Origin of the sequence: Actinacidiphila glaucinigra, assembly GCF_035918135.1 — a bacterium.
Classification (GTDB): Bacteria; Actinomycetota; Actinomycetes; order Streptomycetales; family Streptomycetaceae; genus Actinacidiphila; species Actinacidiphila glaucinigra.
On sequence record NZ_CP109144.1, the window covers coordinates 6,631,677 to 6,648,105 of the forward strand.

A 16,429-nucleotide genomic window follows, 5' to 3' on the forward strand; every position below is an offset into this window, starting at 1 on the left:
CCAGGAGCCGTGTTGAGAGCCTCCACCTTCGTCTACCCGTGGGACGTCATCGGCGACCCGGAGGCGGCGGACCGCATGGCCGGCCTCGGCGTCCAGCAGGTCACCCTCGCCTCCGCCTACCACTCCACCCGGGCGCTGACCCCCCGCCACCCCGGGCACCGCGTCGTCACCGCCCGCCACGCCGCCGTGCTCTACCCGCCCGACGAACGCCGCTGGGCGGGGCGCGCCCTGCGGCCGTACACCCAGGACTGGGCGGGCGCCGAGGACGCCTACGGCGAGGCCGCGCGGGCCCTGCGGGCGGCCGGACTGGCCGTGCACTCCTGGGTCGTGCTCGCCCACAACTCCCGCCTCGGGGACGAACACCCCCGGGTGAACGTGCGCAACGCCTACGGCGACCGCTACCCCTGGGCGCCGTGCATCGCCCAGCCGGAGGTGCGCGCGTACCTGGTCACGCTGGCGGCGGAGGCCGCGGTGCGGCCGGGGACGGGTACCGGCGGCACGGAACTGGAGTCCTGCGGCTGGTACGGCCTCGCCCACCTGCACGCCCACGACAAGACGGGCGGCGTGCCGCTGCCCGGGGCCGCGCAGTACCTGATGTCCCTGTGCTTCTGCCCCGCGTGCGAGGCGGGGTACGCCGGGCTGGGCGCGGACCCGGAGGAACTGCGGGCGGCCGTACGGGGCGCCCTCGCGCCGGTATGGGCGGGGGAGTGGGCCCCCGGGCCCGACGAGTGGGCCGACGTCGAGAAACTGCTCGGGGCGGACCTCGCGGGGCTGACCATGGCGTGGCGGGGCTCCGTCGCGCGGGACCTGCAGCGGGCCGCGGTGGAGGCGGTACGGGTCGCCGCGGCACCGGGGTTCCAGGTGCTGCTCCACGCGGACCCGCACGCGCACCGCTGCGGGGCCAACGCCGGCGTCGACCCGGAGTGGGTCCTGGGCCACGCGGACGGGCTCGTGCTGCCCGGGGCGGACCTGATCGCGGCCTGCGTGCCGCACGCGCGGCCGGGGACCGTGCTGGCCGCCAACTTCCCCGTGGTCGCCGGGATGGGCGGCAGCCCCGGCACGCTGGCCGCGGACGCGGCCCGGGCGGCGGCTGCCGGGGCGACGGAGTTGCGGCTTTACCACGCGGGGCTCGCGTCGGAGGGGGATCTGGCGGAGGTGCGGGCGTTCTTGGCGGAGGTGGGGTGAGGCTTGCGCCTCGTGGGCCGGTTGGTTGTTGTGTGCGGGTTGTTTGCGCCTGCGGCGGGCGGTTCTCCCGCCCACCCCCCCGATTGCCCGGCGCGGTCAGTGACCGCCTCGCAGGGTGCGTGGTGGGCCGGGTGCGGGGCCTCCGGGGCTGCACGTCCTGGACTGGGTTATTTACGTGCATGGCGGGCGGTCCATGTCCGAGCCCCGGATGCCGCACACAAATATCCCGCAGCGTCCAGAACATCCACCCCTACGACCCCGCCCCCTCCGTATCCGTGGGCGACTGACGGCCGGTGGGTGGTTGAGGGCGGTCCGGGACTGAACGCCCACGGTCATGGGGGTGGTGGCTGAGGCCCGCGCCGGCTCCGCCGCGATCGGACCTGAAGGTCTTTCGGGGTGCTCGGGCCGATGCCGGCGATAGGGCGCGCGGGCGCTGATCGCTCTGCTGAGCGGCCCGTTGCCGTGTGCGTGTTGCCCTGTTTCGGCCTTCGCTCAGGGGCGGCCTCACTCGGTGTGGTCCCAAGACTGAACCTGGTTGCGAGTCGGACGCCCGCCGGACGCCAGGGCCGATCGGCAATCGTCGTGATCTGCCGCCTGGCGGCCTTCGGCGTCGCCGTGACGGCAAAGCCCTGGAGCGCCGGTGGGTGAGGTGCGCCAGTCGTCCTGTGGGAGGTACCGCCCCGGCCACGGGTGCGTGCACCCTTGCTCGGCCTGCGGCCGGGGGTCCCCCTGCTGGGGGCCGTTCCTCGCGGTGTGGGTAGGGGCGCCCCCCCATCACCCCCCACCGGCCGTTGGTCGCCCGCGATACGGAGGGGGTGGGGTCGTAGGGGTGGATGTTCTGGACGCTGCGGGATATTTGTGTGCGGCATCCGGGGCACCGAGCGCAGGTGCCCGCCATGCACATAAATATGCGGTACAGAATGCCCAGCCCCGGAGGCCCCGCCCCCGGCCCACCACGCACGCGCGCAGGCCCGCACCAACCGCGCCGGGCAATCGGGCGGGAGGGCGGGGGACAGCCCGCCGCAGGCGCAAACGACCCGCACACGACAACCGGGCAGACCGGCGCACCCGGCCCGCAGGCGCAACCAACCCGCACACGACAACCGGGCGCAACCCATTGACGTACCCCGCCCCCCGCCCTACCTTCGTCGCGTCGTACTTCGTACGTCATATATGAGACGCCATACGCGAGATCCGAAAGAGCCCCCATGGACCTGCTCGCCGGCACCGCGCCGACGCCGATTCCGTCCCGTACCCAGGTCGTGCTGGAAACGATCAAGCACGGGATACTGACCGGGCAGCTGAAGCCCGGTCAGGCACTCGTGGAGGCCGAGCTGGCCGCGCAGTTCGGGGTGTCGAAGACGCCCGTGCGGGAGGCGCTCAAGACGCTCGCCGGCACCGGGCTGGTCGTGATGAGCCAGTACAAGGGCGTGACCGTGCGGACGGTGGACGCGGAGATGGCGCGTCAGGTGTACGACGTGCGTCTGCTGCTGGAGCCGGAGGCCCTGCGCCGTACCGTCACGCACCGCGCCCCGCTGGACGCCGCGCGGGAGGCGCTGTCGCGGGCCGACGAGGCGGGGGACCGGGCCGACCGGTCGCTCGCCAACCGGGAGTTCCACCGGGCGCTGTACACGCCGTGCGGCAACCCCCTGCTGGGCCGGATGCTCGACGACGTGCGGGACCAGGCGGCCCTGGTCTCGGCCGTGGTCTGGCAGGAGACGCCGTCGTGGGAGCAGGAGGCCCGCGAGCACCGGGAGATCCTGGCGCGTGCGCTGGACGGTGACGCGGACGGCGCGGCGCGGCTGCTCCACGACCACATCGCGAGCTTCGTGGCCCGGGCGTTCCCCGAGGGCCCGGACGGCGGCGGCGGGCCGGCCCGCTGAGCCGCGGGCGCGCGGGGGTGAGGGGACGGCCCCCCGCGCGCCCGCTCCCCCCGTCCGCCGCCCCCACCGCACCCCGCAGCCACCCGAGTTGAAGGGCTATCGAATGTCATTCGCAGAGCAGTCGTCAGCGCTCGCCGATGTCGTGGCGATCCCGGTGACCCCGTTCGACGCGGACGGGGGCGTGGAGCGCGCCGCGTACCGGGCGCTGCTGCGCAGACTGCTCGACAGCGGGGTGCGGACGGTCACGCCGAACGGCAACACCGGGGAGTTCTACGCCCTCGACCCGGCCGAGCGGCGGCTGGTCGTCGAGCTGACGATGGCGGAGGCGGACCCGGGCACCCAGGTCGTGGTGGGCGTCGGCCACGACGTGCCGACCGCGGTGGCCGCCGCGCGGCACGCGCGGGACGCCGGGGCACAGACGGTGATGGTGCACCAGCCGATCCACCCGTACGTGTCGCCGGAGGGCTGGGTGGACTACCACCGCGCCATCGCGGAGGCCGTCCCGGAGACCGCGGTCGTCCCGTACGTCCGCAACCCGTTGCTGGACGGCGGACTGATCGCGCGCCTCGGCGCGTTGTGCCCGAACGTCGTCGGGGTGAAGTACGCGGTGCCCGACGCCGCCCGCTTCGCGGCGGTGGCGCGGGACGCGGGGCTGGAGCGCTTCACCTGGGTCGCGGGCCTCGCCGAGCTGTACGCCCCCGCGTACTGGGCGATGGGCGCGACCGGCTTCACCTCGGGCCTGGTCAACGTCGCGCCCCGGGTGTCACTGGAGATGCTGCGCGCGCTGCGCGACGGCGACTACGCGGCGGCGATGAAGGTGTGGGAGCAGATCAGGGAGTTCGAGGACCTGCGGGCCGAGCAGAGTTCCGCCAACAACGTGTCGGTGGTGAAGGAGGCGCTGGCGGTGCTGGGACTGTGCCGCCGCGAGGTGCGCCCGCCCAGCCGCCTGCTGACCGGGGACCGGCGCGAGCGGGTTGCCGCCCTGCTCGCCGGCTGGGACCTGTGAGCCGGGAGGGGACGGAGGGCCGCCATGAAGAAGCCGGAAGAGCTCCGCAGCCACCAGTGGTACGGGACCGACGGCCTGCGCTCGTTCAGCCACCGGGCCCGCACCCGGCAGCTGGGCTACCTGCCCGAGGAGCACCTGGGCAAGCCGGTGATCGCGGTCCTCAACACCTGGAGCGACATCAACCCCTGCCACGTCCACCTGCGCGAACGGGCCCAGGCGGTCAAGCGCGGGGTGTGGCAGGCGGGCGGCTTCCCCCTGGAGTTCCCCGTCGCGACGCTCTCGGAGACGTACCAGAAGCCGACGCCGATGCTCTACCGCAACCTGCTCGCGATGGAGACCGAGGAGCTGCTGCGCTCCTACCCGGTGGACGGGGCGGTCCTGATGGGCGGTTGCGACAAGTCCACGCCGGCGCTGCTCATGGGGGCCGCGAGCGCCGACCTGCCGGCGGTGTTCGTGCCGGCCGGGCCCATGCTGCCCGGGCACTGGCGCACCGAGGTGCTGGGCTCCGGCACCGACATGTGGAAGTACTGGGACGACAAGCGGGCCGGGCTCATCGGCGACTGCGAGATGGCCGAGCTGGAGAGCGGGCTGGCCCGTTCGCCCGGTCACTGCATGACCATGGGCACCGCCTCCACGCTGACCGCGGCGGCGGAGGCGCTGGGGATGACGGTGCCGGGCGCGTCGTCGATCCCGGCCGTCGACTCCGGGCACGACCGCATGGCGGCGGCCTCCGGGATGCGGATCGTCGATCTCGTGCGGGAGGACCTGCGGCCGTCGGCGATCCTCACCCGCGAGGCGTACGAGGACGCGGTGGCCACGGTGCTCGCCCTCGGCGGTTCGACCAACGCCGTGATCCACCTGATCGCGATGGCCGGGCGCAGCGGTGTCCCGCTGACGCTGGACGACTTCGACCGCATCGCCCGCACGGTGCCGGTCCTGGCGAACCTCCGGCCGGGCGGCCGCCACCTGATGGAGGACTTCCACTTCGCGGGCGGCCTCCCCGGGTTCCTGACCCGGCTGCGGGACGCCGGCGTCCTGCACCTCGACCGGCCCACCGTCGCGTACAGGACCCTGCGCGAGCAGCTGGCCGGGGCGCTCGTCCACGACGACGACGTGATCCGCCCGCTGGACGCGCCGCTGGCGGCGGAGGGCGGCGTCGCCGTCCTGCGCGGCAACCTGTGCCCGGACGGCGCGGTCATCAAGCACATCGCCGCCGAGCCGCACCTGCTCAAGCACACCGGCCCGGCCGTGGTGTTCGACGACTACCGGACCCTGCAGCGCACCATCGACGACCCGGCGCTCGGCATCACCGAGGACAGCGTGCTCGTGCTGCGCGGCTCCGGCCCGCTCGGCGGCCCGGGCATGCCCGAGTACGGGATGCTGCCGCTGCCCGGCCACCTCCTGAAGAAGGGGGTGCGGGACATGGTGCGCATCTCCGACGCCCGCATGAGCGGCACGAGTTACGGCGCGTGCGTGCTGCACGTGGCGCCCGAGTCGCACGTGGGCGGACCACTCGCCCTCGTCCGCACCGGGGACCTGATCACCCTGGACGTCCGGGCGCGCACCCTGCGCCTGGAGGTCGACGACGCGGAACTGGAACGCCGGCGCGCGCAGTGGCAGGCACCGCCGCCCCGCTACGGACGCGGCTACGGCGCGCTGTACCAGGACCAGATCACCCAGGCCGACACCGGCTGCGACTTCCGCTTCCTGGCCCGGCCCGGAGAAGTGCCGGAGCCCTACGCGGGCTGACGCCCGCCGCGCACCACCCCGCACCGCCCGTACCGCCACCGCGCCCGTGGCGGCCCCGCACCACTCAGCAAGCGCTTTCCCCGTACCCGTACGAAGGAGTACCGGTCATGGCCACAGCCGTGGCGAAACCACCCCGGCCCCCGCGGCGCCGGCCGTCCGGCGCGGCCCGGCGCACCCCGTACCTCCTGATCGCCCCGGCCGTCCTGCTGATGCTGGGCTTCATCGCCTACCCGATGCTCAGCGTCCTCTACTACAGCCTGCAGGACTACAACGTCACCAAGCCCTGGCGGAACGGCTTCGCCGGCCTCGGCAACTTCCGGCGGATCCTCTTCGACGACCCGCTGTTCTGGCAGAGCCTGCTCTTCAGCCTCAAGTGGGTCGTCGCGGAGGTGGGACTGCAGCTCGCGCTCGGGCTGGCGCTGGCCCTGATCGTCAACCAGACCTTCGTCGGCCGCGGCCTGTCGCGCGCCCTGGTCTTCTCGCCGTGGGCCGTCTCCGGCGTGCTGACCACCACGATCTGGATGCTGCTGTACAACCCCGCCACCGGCATCAGCCGCTACCTCGCGGACGCCGGCATCGGCGAGTACGGCACCTCGGTGCTGTCCGACCCCAGCACCGTCTTCCCCGCCGCCGTCCTGGCCGAACTGTGGCGCGGGGTGCCGTTCTTCGCCATCCTCATCCTCGCCGACCTGCAGTCCATCCCGAACGAGCTGTACGAGGCCGCCTCGGTCGACGGCGCGGGCCGCTTCCGGCGGTTCTTCCACATCACGCTGCCCCACCTGCGGGACGCCATCGTGCTGTCCACGCTGCTGCGCGCGGTGTGGGAGTTCAACAACGTCGACCTGCTCTACACGCTCACCGGCGGCGGTCCCGCCGGGTCGACGACGACGCTGCCGCTGTACGTCGCCAACACCGGCATCGACGGCCACGACTTCGGCTACGCGTCCGCGCTCACCACCGTCGCCTTCGTGATCCTCCTGTTCTGCTCCATCGTCTACCTGCGTCTCAGCAAGTTCGGGAGCGACCGCACATGACCACCACCGTGCCGGAGACGAACGGCGTCCCCCTGCCGCACACGGCGCCCGCGACGCGCCCCGACAGCGGCGGCACCGGGCCGCGCCGCGGGCGACGGGCGCTCACCGCGGGTGCGCCCCGCTGGCAGATCTACCTGCCGCTCGGCCTGTACCTGCTGTTCACGCTCGTCCCCTTCTACTGGATGCTGCTGTTCGCGCTGCGTCCCTCGGGGTCCACCTCGCTGGTGCCGTGGCCGGCCACCACCGCGCACTTCTCGAAGGTGTGGAACGACCTCGGCTTCGCGGTGTTCTTCAGGAACAGCCTGCTCATCGGCGTGGCCACGCTCGTGATGACCACCGTGGTCGCGCTGCTCGGCGGCTACGCGCTGGCCCGCTTCGACTTCCGCGCCAAGCGGGCCTTCCTGCTGGCCCTGCTGTGCTCGCAGTTCATCCCGGGCGCGCTGATGCTGGTGCCGCTCTTCCAGATCTTCAGCGAACTGCGCATGATCGACTCCCTGTGGAGCGTCATCGTCGCAGAGACGGTCTTCCAGCTGCCCCTGTCGATCATCCTCATCAGCGGCTTCATCAGGAACGTGCCGGTGTCGCTCGAGGAGGCCGCCTGGGTCGACGGCTGCGGCCGGATCCGCGCCTTCTGCGCGGTCGTGCTGCCGCTGCTGCGCCCGGGACTGATCGCGGTGGGCTCCTTCGCCTTCGTGCACAGCTGGAACCACTTCCTGTTCTCACTGATGTTCCTCAGCACGCAGGAGAAGTACACGATCCCCGTCGGCCTCAGCTACACCATCGGCTCCGGCGAGAGCGTCGAGCTCGGGACGCTCGCCGCGGGCGGCGTCGTGGCCGCCGTGCCCGTCGTCATCGTCTTCGCCTTCATCCAGAAGTGGCTGGTCACCGGCTTCAGTGCGGGCGCGGTGAAGGGCTGACGCCCGTCCCTGCACCGCAGATCCCCCACGGACGAGGAGGTCCGAACCGTGCGTGAAGCATCCCCACGGCCCGCCGGCGGCGGCCCGCCCGTGACGCCGTCCGGCGCCGCGCCCGTGCCCGTCGTCCTGGCCGGGGCCCGCGGTCACGGCGCCTGGCACCTGGAGAACCTGCGCAGGCTCTCGGCCACCGGGCTGGTGCGCCTCGCCGGGATCTGCGACACCGCCGCGCTCGCGCCGGGGGAGCCGGCCGGGTTCCCCGAACCCGCCCGGGGCACCGACCTGGGCGAGCTGACCGCGCGGACCGGCGCCGGGATCGTCATCGTCTGCACCCCCATCCACACGCACACCGACCTGGCGCTGGCCGCGGCCGCGCAGGGCGCCCACGTGCTGCTGGAGAAGCCGCCCGCGCCCTCCTACGCCGCGTACGAGCGGCTGGTCGCCGGGGTCGAGGCGAGCGGGCGGGCCTGCCAGATCGGCTTCCAGTCGCTCGGCTCGCACGCCCTGGCCGCCGTGCGGAGGCTCGTCGCCGACGGCGCGATCGGCGCCGTGCGCGGTATCGGCGCGGCCGGCAACTGGGTGCGCGAGGAGCACTACTTCCGCCGGGCCGCCTGGTCGGGGCGGCGCAGGATCGGCGCGACGGACGTCGTCGACGGGGTGCTCACCAACCCGCTCGCCCACGCCGTCGCCACCGCGCTCGCCCTGGACGGAACCGAACGCGCCGAGGACGTCGGGGCGATCGAGCTGGAGCTCTTCCGGGCCAACGCCATCGAGGCCGACGACACCTCCGCGCTGCGGCTGCGCACCGCACGGGGCACGGTCGTCACGGTCACCGCCACCCTGTGCGCCGAGCGGAACACCGAACCGTACGTGGTCGTCCACGGCGACCGCGGCCGGGTGACCTTCTGGTACAAGCACGACCGCGTCCTGCTGCAACGCGCCGGGCACGGGCCGCAGGAGCGGCGGTACGGGCGCACCGACCTGCTGGAGAACCTGGTCGCGCACGTCCGGCACGGCGAGGACCTGCTCGTGCCGCCCCACGCGACCGGCGCCTTCATGAAGGTCGTCGAGGCCGTGCGCACCGCGCCGGACCCGGTGCCGCTCCTCCCGGACGCCTGGCGCACCGAACCCGGCGAACGCTCCGCCAGGCGCGTCGTCACCGGGGTCGACGCCATGGTCTCCGCGGGCGCCGAGCGCCTGGCCCTCTTCTCCGAACTGGGCGCCCCCTGGGCCGCCGCCGGCGGGGTGGTCCCGCGATGACGGCCACGACCCTGCGCGTCGCCGGACGCGCTGTGGGGCGGTACGTCCACCGCGCCGAGCTGCCCGGACGGCTCTCCCCGCGCCCGTACCTGCACCCGCTGACGACCCTGGCCGGGGTGCCCGTCACCGAGTTCATGCCCGGCGACCACCTCCACCACCTCGGGGTGAGCGTCGCGGTTCCGGACGTCGACGGGCGCAACTTCTGGGGCGGCCGCACCTACGTACGCGGCCGCGGCCCCACCGAGCTGGACGACCACGGCGTCCAGGAGCATCTGGGCCTGTTCCGCAACGGCCCGGAGGGCTTCACCGAGGAGCTGTCCTGGCGCTTCGGGGACCGCGAACTGCTCCGCGAGCGCAGGACGGTCGCGGCCCGCGCGCTCGGCACGGACTGCTGGGCGCTCGACGTCACCTTTGCGCTGGCCAACCCCGGCGACCGGGAACTGACCATCGGCAGCCCCGCCACCAACGGCCGCCCCGGCGCCGGTTACGGCGGCTTCTTCTGGCGGGCTCCCGCCGAGCCGGAGCGGGCAGGGGTGTTCACGGCCGACGCGGAGGGCGAGGAGGCGGTGCACGGCCGGGCGGCCGAATGGCTGGCCCTGTCCGGCGAGGGCTGGACGCTGGTCTTCGCCGGGGCGACCGGCGCGACCCGCCGCGACCCGTGGTTCGTGCGCACCGCCGAGTACCCGGGCGTCGGCTCCTCCCTCGCCTGGGCGCGGCGGCTGCCCGTCCCGGCGGGCGGCACCGTCACCCGGCGGATCGCCACCGCCGTCGCCGACGGGCGGCTCCGCTCCGACGAGGCCGGCGCGCTGGCCCGCCGACTCGTCGAGGGGAGCGGCTGACGATGCGCCCCTGGACGGCCGACCTCGGCGACGGCACCTACCGCAACCCGGTGCTCCACGCCGACTGGTCCGACCCCGACGTCATCCGCGTCGGCGACGACCACTACCTGACCGCCTCCAGCTTCGGCCGCGTCCCCGGCCTGCCGGTCCTGCACTCCCGCGACCTCGTCAACTGGCGGATCATCGGGCACGCGCTGGACCGTCCCGTACGGGGGTCCGCCGTGCCCCGGCACGACTGCGGGGTGTGGGCGCCGTCGCTGCGGCACCACGACGGCCGCTTCTGGATCTTCTGGGGCGACCCCGACACCGGGCTGTTCCAGGTCAACGCGCCCGATCCGCGTGGCCCGTGGACCCGTCCGCACCTGCTGAAGGCCGGCAAGGGCCTGATCGACCCCTGCCCGCTGTGGGACGAGGACGGCACCGCCTACCTGGCGCATGCCTGGGCCAGGTCCCGCTCCGGGGTGAAGAACCGGCTCACCGGGCACCGGATGAGCCCGGACGGCCGGGAACTGCTGGACGAGGGCCGGGTGGTCGTGGACGGCGACACGATCCCGGGCTGGTTCACCCTGGAGGGCCCCAAGCTCCACCGGCACGACGGCTGGTACTGGATCCTCGCGCCGGCGGGCGGGGTGGAGACCGGCTGGCAGGGTGCGTTCCGCGCACGCGACTTCTTCGGCCCCTACGAGGAGGCCGTGGTGCTCGAACAGGGGCGCACCGCGGTCAACGGGCCGCACCAGGGCGCCTGGGTGCGCACCGCGCGGGGCGAGGACTGGTTCCTGCACTTCCAGCAGCGCGGCGCGTACGGGCGTGTGGTGCACCTGCAGCCGCTGCGCTGGACGGCGGACGGCTGGCCCCTGGCGGGCGACGCGGGCGAACCCGTCGCCCGGCACGCCAAGCCGGCGACCGCCGAGCCGCAGCCGCCCGAGGCCCCGGCCACCGACGACGACTTCCCGGGCGGACGGTTCGGCCGGCAGTGGTCCTGGGCCGCCGCCCCGCGGCCCGGCTGGACCACCGCGCACGGCGGCGACGCGCTCCGTCTGACCTGCGTGCGCACCGCCGACGCCGATGACCTGCGGCGGCTGCCCAACGTCCTTGCGCAGAGGCTGCCCGCCGAGTCCTTCACCGTCACCGTCGACATCGCGCTGGACGCCGCGGCCGACGGCGCCAGGGCCGGGCTGGCCGTGGTCGGCGACGCCTACGGCTGGATCGGCCTGGAGCGTTCCGCGGACGGCGTCCACCTGGTGCACCGCTTCGCCGAGTCCGACGCCGCGGCCGAACGCGACGCGGCTCGGGACCGCCCGGCGCCGGACGGGCGCGCCTCGCTGCGCGTCGAGGTGACCCCGGGCGCCCGCTGCCGCTTCGCCGCGGACACCGGGGACGGACCGCGCCCCTCGGGCCCGGTGTTCGCCGCCACGCCGTGGCGGTGGGTCGGCGCCCTGCTCGGGCTCTTCGCCACCGCGCCCGCCGCGCCGACCGCGCCGACCGGCCCCGGCGGTCCCGCCGGGACCGCGCACTTCACGCACTTCCGGATCACGGGGGGCACGGCCGGCCCGCCCGCCCCGGAACCCGCGCCGGACCCCCGGCCGCCCCGTACGTCCCCACCACCCGCACACACCCCGACAGGAGAGTCACCATGAGAGCACCGAAGGGTCGCGGAGCACGCCTCGCCGCCGCCGTCGCGGCCGTCTCCGCACTGGCGCTGACCGCGTCCGCCTGCGGCACGGACGGCAAGGGAAGCGAGGGCGGCGAGGGCAGCGGCAAGGGCACCGTCACCTTCTGGGACAACAACGGCGGTGTCCGCACCGAGGTGTGGAAGGAGATCATCTCCCGCTTCGAGAAGAAGAACCCGGACATCAAGGTGAAGTACGTCGGGGTCGCCGCCGCCGACGTGCAGTCCAAGTACGACACCGCCATCGCGGGCGGCAAGGGCCTGCCCGACGTGGGCGGCGTGGGCACCGCGATGCTCGCGAGCCTGGTGGCGCAGGACGCCCTGGACCCGGTGACCGACCGCATCGAGGACAGCTCGCTGAAGGGCGGGTTCGACCCCAACCTGGTCAAGAGCGTGCAGGTGGCGGGCGGCGGCGACGAGCTGTTCTCGGTGCCGACCTCCGCCAACATGGGCGTCCTGTGGTACCGCACCGACCTCTTCGAGGCCGCGGGGGTGCCCGCGCCCACCACCTGGGACGCCTTCTTCACGGCGACGGAGAAGCTGACCGACCGGAAGAACAACGAGTTCGGCTTCACCTTCCGCGGTGGCGCCGGCTCGATCGCCCAGGCCCTGGACATGATGTACGGGCAGTCCGGCATCGACAGCTTCTGGAACGGCGACTCGACCACCGTCAACGACCCGAAGAACGTGGCGGCGCTGGAGAAGTACGTCGCGCTGTACAAGAAGACCACGCCGGAAGCCGACCTCAACAACGACTTCACCAAGATGGTCGCCGAGTTCGACAACGGCAGGATCGGCATCCTCCAGCACAACCTGGGCTCCTTCCAGAACCACCTGGACGCCCTCGGCAAGGACAAGTTCGCGGGCGTGGCCATGCCGGTCGACGCGGCGGGGGTGCGCACGACGGTCTCCAATCCGGTGGACGGGATCGGCCTGTTCAAGAGCTCCGGCAACAAGCAGGCGGCCTGGAAGTTCATCGAGTTCGCCGCCTCCGCGGAGGCCAACAGCCTGTGGAACGAGTCGGCCGGGGCCATACCGTCCAACACCCAGGCGCAGGACGACGACTGGATCGCCTCGGCGGGAGCCACCAAGATCGCCATCGACGCGCTCACCGACCCCAAGACCAGGATCGTCCAACTGCCCTACTACCTGCCGGACTGGAACACCCTCAGCAAGGCCGACAGCGAACCGGAGTTCCAGAAGGTCGTCCTCGGCCGGCTGAGCGCCAAGGACTTCCTGGACGCCTTCGCCGGGAAGCTCAACGCCGCGCAGGCGGACTGGAAGAAGCACAACTCCTGATCCACGCGTCCGGGAAGGGGACGGCCGGCGGCGCCCACGCCGTGCGGTGCGCCGCCGGCCGTCCCCCGTTCCCCCTTCCCTCCCGACCCCCTCGCAAGGACTGCCGGGCGGGCAGCGGAAGGCTCTGACCGACCGCCGCCCCGCCAACCGCACCACCCCGTCGGCCGACCGTCCCCGGCCGGCGGACGTCACACCGCCGCTGCGCCCTCGGGGGCCGCGGTCCGGGCCTTGCGGCCCTCGTACCAGAGGGCCGCGCCCGTCACCAGCGCGCCCACGCCCTCCCACACGCCGACCCCGAGGAAGCCGGAGGGCGCCCGGCCGGCCACCACGGCGGTGGTGAAGACGACGAAGGTCAGCACCCGGAACGGGACCGTCCAGCGGAAGAAGGCGCGCCAGTCGGCGAGGGCCGCCAGGACGTAGTACACGCCCATGTTGAGCGCCGCCATGGAGGAGGCCGTGAGGAAGACCAGGGTGTGGTCGCCGGCCGCGCGGTGGTCCGGCTGGTGGAAGCCGAGCAGGGACAGCTGAACAGCGGGCGAGACGATCCCCACGATGCCGAGCGCGGCGGCGAGCAGACCGAAGACGGCCATGGTCCAGCCGGAAAGGGAGCGGGGGAGACGCACCGGTCCTCCAAGTCCGGGGGCGGCGGCTTCGGCGCCCCGACTCCCTTGATCCTAGGGGATGTTCAGGCCGACTCCCGCCGCACCAGCTCCGTCGGGAGGATCACCCCGGCGGGCTCGTCACCGGCGATGCGGGCGAGCAGCAGCCGCACCATCTCGGCGCTGATCCGGTCCCACGGCTGGCGGATCGTGGTCAGCGGCGGCAGCGTGGCCAGTGCCGCGGGGGAGTCGTCGAAGCCGCCGACCGCGACGTCCTCCGGCACTCGCCGCCCGGCCCGTTCCAGAGCCGCCAGCGCGCCCTGCGCCATCAGGTCGGAGGCGACGAAGACCGCGTCCAGGCCCGGGGCGCGGTCCAGCAGCGCGGTCATCGCGGCCTCGCCGCTGGACCGGCTGTAGTCACCCTCGGCGACCAGCGACTCGTCCGCGGGCAGCCCCGAGGCCGCCAGCTCCTCCCGGTAGCCCGCCAGCCGCTGGACACCGCCGGGGGTGTCCAGCGGCCCGGTGATCATGGCGACCCTGCGCCGCCCGGTGGCCACGAGGTGCCGCACCATCCGGTGCGCGCCGCCCCGCTCGTCGGCCGCCACGTACGCGACCCGGCCGCCCTGCCCCAGCGGCTCCCCGCACGCGACGACCGGGACCCCGGCCTCCTCCAGCCGCTCGGCGACCGGATTCCCCGAGTGGCTGGACACCAGCAGCACGCCGTCGACGTGCCCGGCGGTGATGTAGCGGGTTATCCGCCGCCGCTCGGACTCGTCTCCGGCGATCATCAGCAGCAGCGGTATGTCGTGCGCGGCCAGCGCCTGGGTGCAGCCGCTGAGCAGCACGTTGAAGTTCGGGTCCTCGAAGAAGCGCTCCTGCGGCTCGGTGAGCAGGAAGCCCACCGAGTCCGACCGGCCGGTGATCAGGCTGCGGGCGTGCCGGTTCACCACGTAGCCGGTGCGGCGGATGGCGGCGTTGACCGCTTCCAGCGCGGCCGGGCTCACGTTGTGCCCGCCGTTGAGGACGCGCGACACCGTGCCCCGTGACACGCCCGCCTCGCGGGCCACGTCGTGGATCGTCGGGGGACGGCGTCGTTCTGTGCGGCTCATACCGTTCTTCCTTCGGGGGCTCCTCAGGACTTTACGGCCCCGGAGAGCAGGTCCAGGCTCCAGAACCTCTGGATGACCAGGAACAGCGCGATCAGCGGCATTATCGCCAGCATCGCGCCGGTGATCACCAGCGTGTAGAGGGCGGGCGCCGAGGCGCCCTGCTGGAGCAGGGTGAACAGGCCGAGCGTCACCGGGAACTTCTCGTCGTCGCCGAGCATGATGAACGGCAGCAGGAAGTTGTTCCAGATCGCCACGAACTGGAAGAGGAAGACCGTCACCAGCCCCGGCAGCATCACCGGCAGCGCGATCGTGCGGAAGATCCGCCACTCCCGCGCCCCGTCCACCCGGGCCGCCTCCACCACCTCGTCCGGCACGGCGGCGGAGGCGTAGATCCGCGCCAGATAGATCCCGTACGGCGCCAGCACGCTCGGCAGCAGCACCGACAGGTAGCTGTCGGCCAGACCCGCCTTCGCCATCAGCAGGTACTGCGGGATCGCCAGGATGACCGGCGGCATCAGCACCCCCGTCAGCAGGACGTTGAAGATCGCCTCACGGCCGCGGAAGCGGTACTTAGCCAGCGCGTAGCCGCTGATCGCGGACACCGCCGTCGACAGCAGCGCCCCGAAGCCCGCGTAGAACAGGGAGTTGAGCATCCACCGCCAGTAGACGCCGTCGCGGTACGCGGACAGCGCCGAGAGGTTGTCCGCCAGACCCGTGCCGGGCAGGAAGGTGAACGTCGAGAAGAGCTCGCGGCTGCTCTTCGTCGACGCCACCAGCACCCACGCCACCGGGAGCAGGCAGTAGGCGGCGCCGAGCAGCAGGACGACGGTCGGGACCAGGCCGGCACGGCGGCGGCGCCGCGGCGCGGAGGCGCGCGCCTCCGCGGTGGCGCCGGACCGCCGGTCGAGGGGGGTTGCGGTGACGCTCATCAGGAGGCTTCCTGCCGGGTACGGGAGTTGGCCGCCCGCAGGAAGCCGAAGGACAGCACGAGGGTGACGACGGCGATGACCACGGACGTCGCCGCCGCCGAGTGGAGGTCGCCGCGGACGAAGGCGTCCTGGTAGACCTTCATCAGCGGACTCCAGGTCGTGGAGATCGAGTTGGTCATCCCCTTGAGGGTCATCGGCTCACCGAAGACCTGGAAGGTCGCGATCATCGAGAAGAAGAAGGTCAGCACGAGCGCCGGCGCCACCGTGGGGATCTTGACCCGCAGCGCGATCTGCAGCTCCGAGCAGCCGTCGATCCGCGCGGCCTCGTAGATCTCGGCGGGCACCGCCCGCAGCGAGGTGTAGATCACGATCATGTTGAAGCCGGTGCCGCCCCATACGGCGACGTTCGCCAGCGCGCCGAACAGCGCGCCGCCGTTCAGCAGGTCCGGCTCCGGCAGGCCCAGCGCGCCCAGCGCGTAGTGGACCGGGCTGAGCGAGGGCAGGTAGAGGAAGCCCCACAGCAGCGCCGCGACCACCCCGGGCACGGCGTACGGCAGGAAGATCGCCAGGCGCGAGAAGCCGCGCAGGCGGGTCCGCTGGGCGTCCAGCATCAGGGCGAACAGCAGGGCGAGGCCCAGCATCACCGGCACCACGATCGCGCCGTAGCCGAGGATGCGGGCGGCGCCGTGCAGGAGCTCGGTGTCGGACAGGACGGAGGCGTAGTTGGACAGCCCCGCCCAGGTCTCGCCGCGGGCGCCCCGGCCCAGGCCCAGTCCCTTGACCTCGATCTTGCGGAAGCTCAGGTAGAGGGCGTAGCCGATGGGGAGTGCGAAGGTCGCGGCGAACAGGACGACGGCGGGGACGAGGAATCCGTAGGGGGCGAGGCGTCGGGTGCGCCGGGCGGCGGTCGGCGAGGGCGGCATGGGCGGCTCGTTTCGGACGGGGGACGGACGG

Annotated in this window: 14 protein-coding genes; 10 read left to right on the top strand and 4 right to left on the bottom strand. The window is 73.3% G+C overall.

Annotated elements, in window-relative coordinates; genetic code table 11:
• Nucleotides 1-12: 12 nt before the first annotated feature.
• The 10 genes from OIE69_RS29850 (at nt 13) to OIE69_RS29895 (ending at nt 12,838) form a co-directional block, all read left to right on the top strand.
• The gene (locus tag OIE69_RS29850) at nt 13-1,185 is read left to right on the top strand and encodes a hypothetical protein (protein WP_326577036.1); all 1,173 of its coding nucleotides are present in this window, start codon (nt 13-15) and stop codon (nt 1,183-1,185) included.
• 1,208 nt (nt 1,186-2,393) lie between these two features.
• Nucleotides 2,394-3,068 carry a GntR family transcriptional regulator gene (locus OIE69_RS29855; RefSeq protein ID WP_326577038.1) on the top strand — a complete coding sequence of 225 codons (675 nt, stop codon included), beginning with the start codon at nt 2,394-2,396 and terminating at the stop codon, nt 3,066-3,068.
• A gap of 103 nt (nt 3,069-3,171) precedes the next feature.
• Nucleotides 3,172-4,074: a dihydrodipicolinate synthase family protein gene (locus OIE69_RS29860; RefSeq protein WP_326577040.1), complete on the top strand. Its 903-nt coding sequence runs from the start codon at nt 3,172-3,174 to the stop codon at nt 4,072-4,074.
• 24 nt (nt 4,075-4,098) lie between these two features.
• On the top strand, nt 4,099-5,823 hold the full coding sequence (gene araD / locus OIE69_RS29865) for an L-arabinonate dehydratase (protein ID WP_326577042.1): 1,725 nt from the start codon (nt 4,099-4,101) through the stop codon (nt 5,821-5,823).
• Nucleotides 5,824-5,930: 107 nt separating this feature from the next.
• Nucleotides 5,931-6,857 carry a carbohydrate ABC transporter permease gene (locus OIE69_RS29870; RefSeq protein ID WP_326577043.1) on the top strand — a complete coding sequence of 309 codons (927 nt, stop codon included), beginning with the start codon at nt 5,931-5,933 and terminating at the stop codon, nt 6,855-6,857.
• Nucleotides 6,854-7,774, top strand: a complete 921-nt coding sequence (locus tag OIE69_RS29875) for a carbohydrate ABC transporter permease (protein ID WP_326577044.1) — start codon at nt 6,854-6,856, stop codon at nt 7,772-7,774. The genes OIE69_RS29870 and OIE69_RS29875 overlap by 4 nt, the downstream gene beginning before the upstream one ends.
• 90 nt (nt 7,775-7,864) lie before the next feature.
• On the top strand, nt 7,865-9,031 hold the full coding sequence (locus tag OIE69_RS29880) for a Gfo/Idh/MocA family protein (RefSeq protein WP_326581450.1): 1,167 nt from the start codon (nt 7,865-7,867) through the stop codon (nt 9,029-9,031).
• Entirely contained in the window at nt 9,028-9,870 is an 843-nt protein-coding gene (locus OIE69_RS29885; protein ID WP_326577046.1) for a DUF6807 domain-containing protein, read from the top strand. Before OIE69_RS29880 ends, OIE69_RS29885 begins: the two co-directional genes overlap by 4 nt.
• A 2-nt stretch (nt 9,871-9,872) precedes the next feature.
• Nucleotides 9,873-11,507, top strand: coding sequence for a glycoside hydrolase family 43 protein (locus tag OIE69_RS29890; protein WP_326577048.1), 1,635 nt, complete (start codon nt 9,873-9,875; stop codon nt 11,505-11,507).
• Nucleotides 11,504-12,838 carry an ABC transporter substrate-binding protein gene (locus OIE69_RS29895; protein ID WP_326577050.1) on the top strand — a complete coding sequence of 445 codons (1,335 nt, stop codon included), beginning with the start codon at nt 11,504-11,506 and terminating at the stop codon, nt 12,836-12,838. The genes OIE69_RS29890 and OIE69_RS29895 overlap by 4 nt, the downstream gene beginning before the upstream one ends.
• A gap of 188 nt (nt 12,839-13,026) precedes the next feature.
• On the opposite strand, the gene OIE69_RS29900 is transcribed toward OIE69_RS29895, so the two are convergent.
• The 4 genes from OIE69_RS29900 to OIE69_RS29915 form a co-directional block, all read right to left on the bottom strand.
• The gene (locus tag OIE69_RS29900) at nt 13,027-13,428 is read right to left on the bottom strand and encodes a hypothetical protein (RefSeq protein WP_326581451.1); all 402 of its coding nucleotides are present in this window, start codon (nt 13,426-13,428) and stop codon (nt 13,027-13,029) included.
• Between the two features lie 95 nt (nt 13,429-13,523).
• Nucleotides 13,524-14,546, bottom strand: a complete 1,023-nt coding sequence (locus OIE69_RS29905) for a LacI family DNA-binding transcriptional regulator (RefSeq protein WP_326577052.1) — start codon at nt 14,544-14,546, stop codon at nt 13,524-13,526.
• Nucleotides 14,547-14,569: 23 nt separating this feature from the next.
• Nucleotides 14,570-15,475, bottom strand: coding sequence for a carbohydrate ABC transporter permease (locus OIE69_RS29910; RefSeq protein ID WP_326577054.1), 906 nt, complete (start codon nt 15,473-15,475; stop codon nt 14,570-14,572).
• Nucleotides 15,475-16,398, bottom strand: coding sequence for a carbohydrate ABC transporter permease (locus OIE69_RS29915; RefSeq protein ID WP_326577056.1), 924 nt, complete (start codon nt 16,396-16,398; stop codon nt 15,475-15,477). The genes OIE69_RS29910 and OIE69_RS29915 overlap by 1 nt, the downstream gene beginning before the upstream one ends.
• Between the last annotated feature and the right edge of the window lie 31 nt (nt 16,399-16,429).

Coding starts and splice junctions, on each gene's coding strand:
- OIE69_RS29855 (WP_326577038.1), top strand. CDS start 2,394: ATGGACCTGCTCGCCGGCACCGCGCCGACGCCGATTCCGTCCCGTACC.
- OIE69_RS29860 (WP_326577040.1), top strand. CDS start 3,172: ATGTCATTCGCAGAGCAGTCGTCAGCGCTCGCCGATGTCGTGGCGATC.
- araD (WP_326577042.1), top strand. CDS start 4,099: ATGAAGAAGCCGGAAGAGCTCCGCAGCCACCAGTGGTACGGGACCGAC.
- OIE69_RS29870 (WP_326577043.1), top strand. CDS start 5,931: ATGGCCACAGCCGTGGCGAAACCACCCCGGCCCCCGCGGCGCCGGCCG.
- OIE69_RS29875 (WP_326577044.1), top strand. CDS start 6,854: ATGACCACCACCGTGCCGGAGACGAACGGCGTCCCCCTGCCGCACACG.
- OIE69_RS29885 (WP_326577046.1), top strand. CDS start 9,028: ATGACGGCCACGACCCTGCGCGTCGCCGGACGCGCTGTGGGGCGGTAC.
- OIE69_RS29890 (WP_326577048.1), top strand. CDS start 9,873: ATGCGCCCCTGGACGGCCGACCTCGGCGACGGCACCTACCGCAACCCG.
- OIE69_RS29895 (WP_326577050.1), top strand. CDS start 11,504: ATGAGAGCACCGAAGGGTCGCGGAGCACGCCTCGCCGCCGCCGTCGCG.
- OIE69_RS29900 (WP_326581451.1), bottom strand. CDS start 13,428: ATGGCCGTCTTCGGTCTGCTCGCCGCCGCGCTCGGCATCGTGGGGATC.
- OIE69_RS29905 (WP_326577052.1), bottom strand. CDS start 14,546: ATGAGCCGCACAGAACGACGCCGTCCCCCGACGATCCACGACGTGGCC.
- OIE69_RS29910 (WP_326577054.1), bottom strand. CDS start 15,475: ATGAGCGTCACCGCAACCCCCCTCGACCGGCGGTCCGGCGCCACCGCG.
- OIE69_RS29915 (WP_326577056.1), bottom strand. CDS start 16,398: ATGCCGCCCTCGCCGACCGCCGCCCGGCGCACCCGACGCCTCGCCCCC.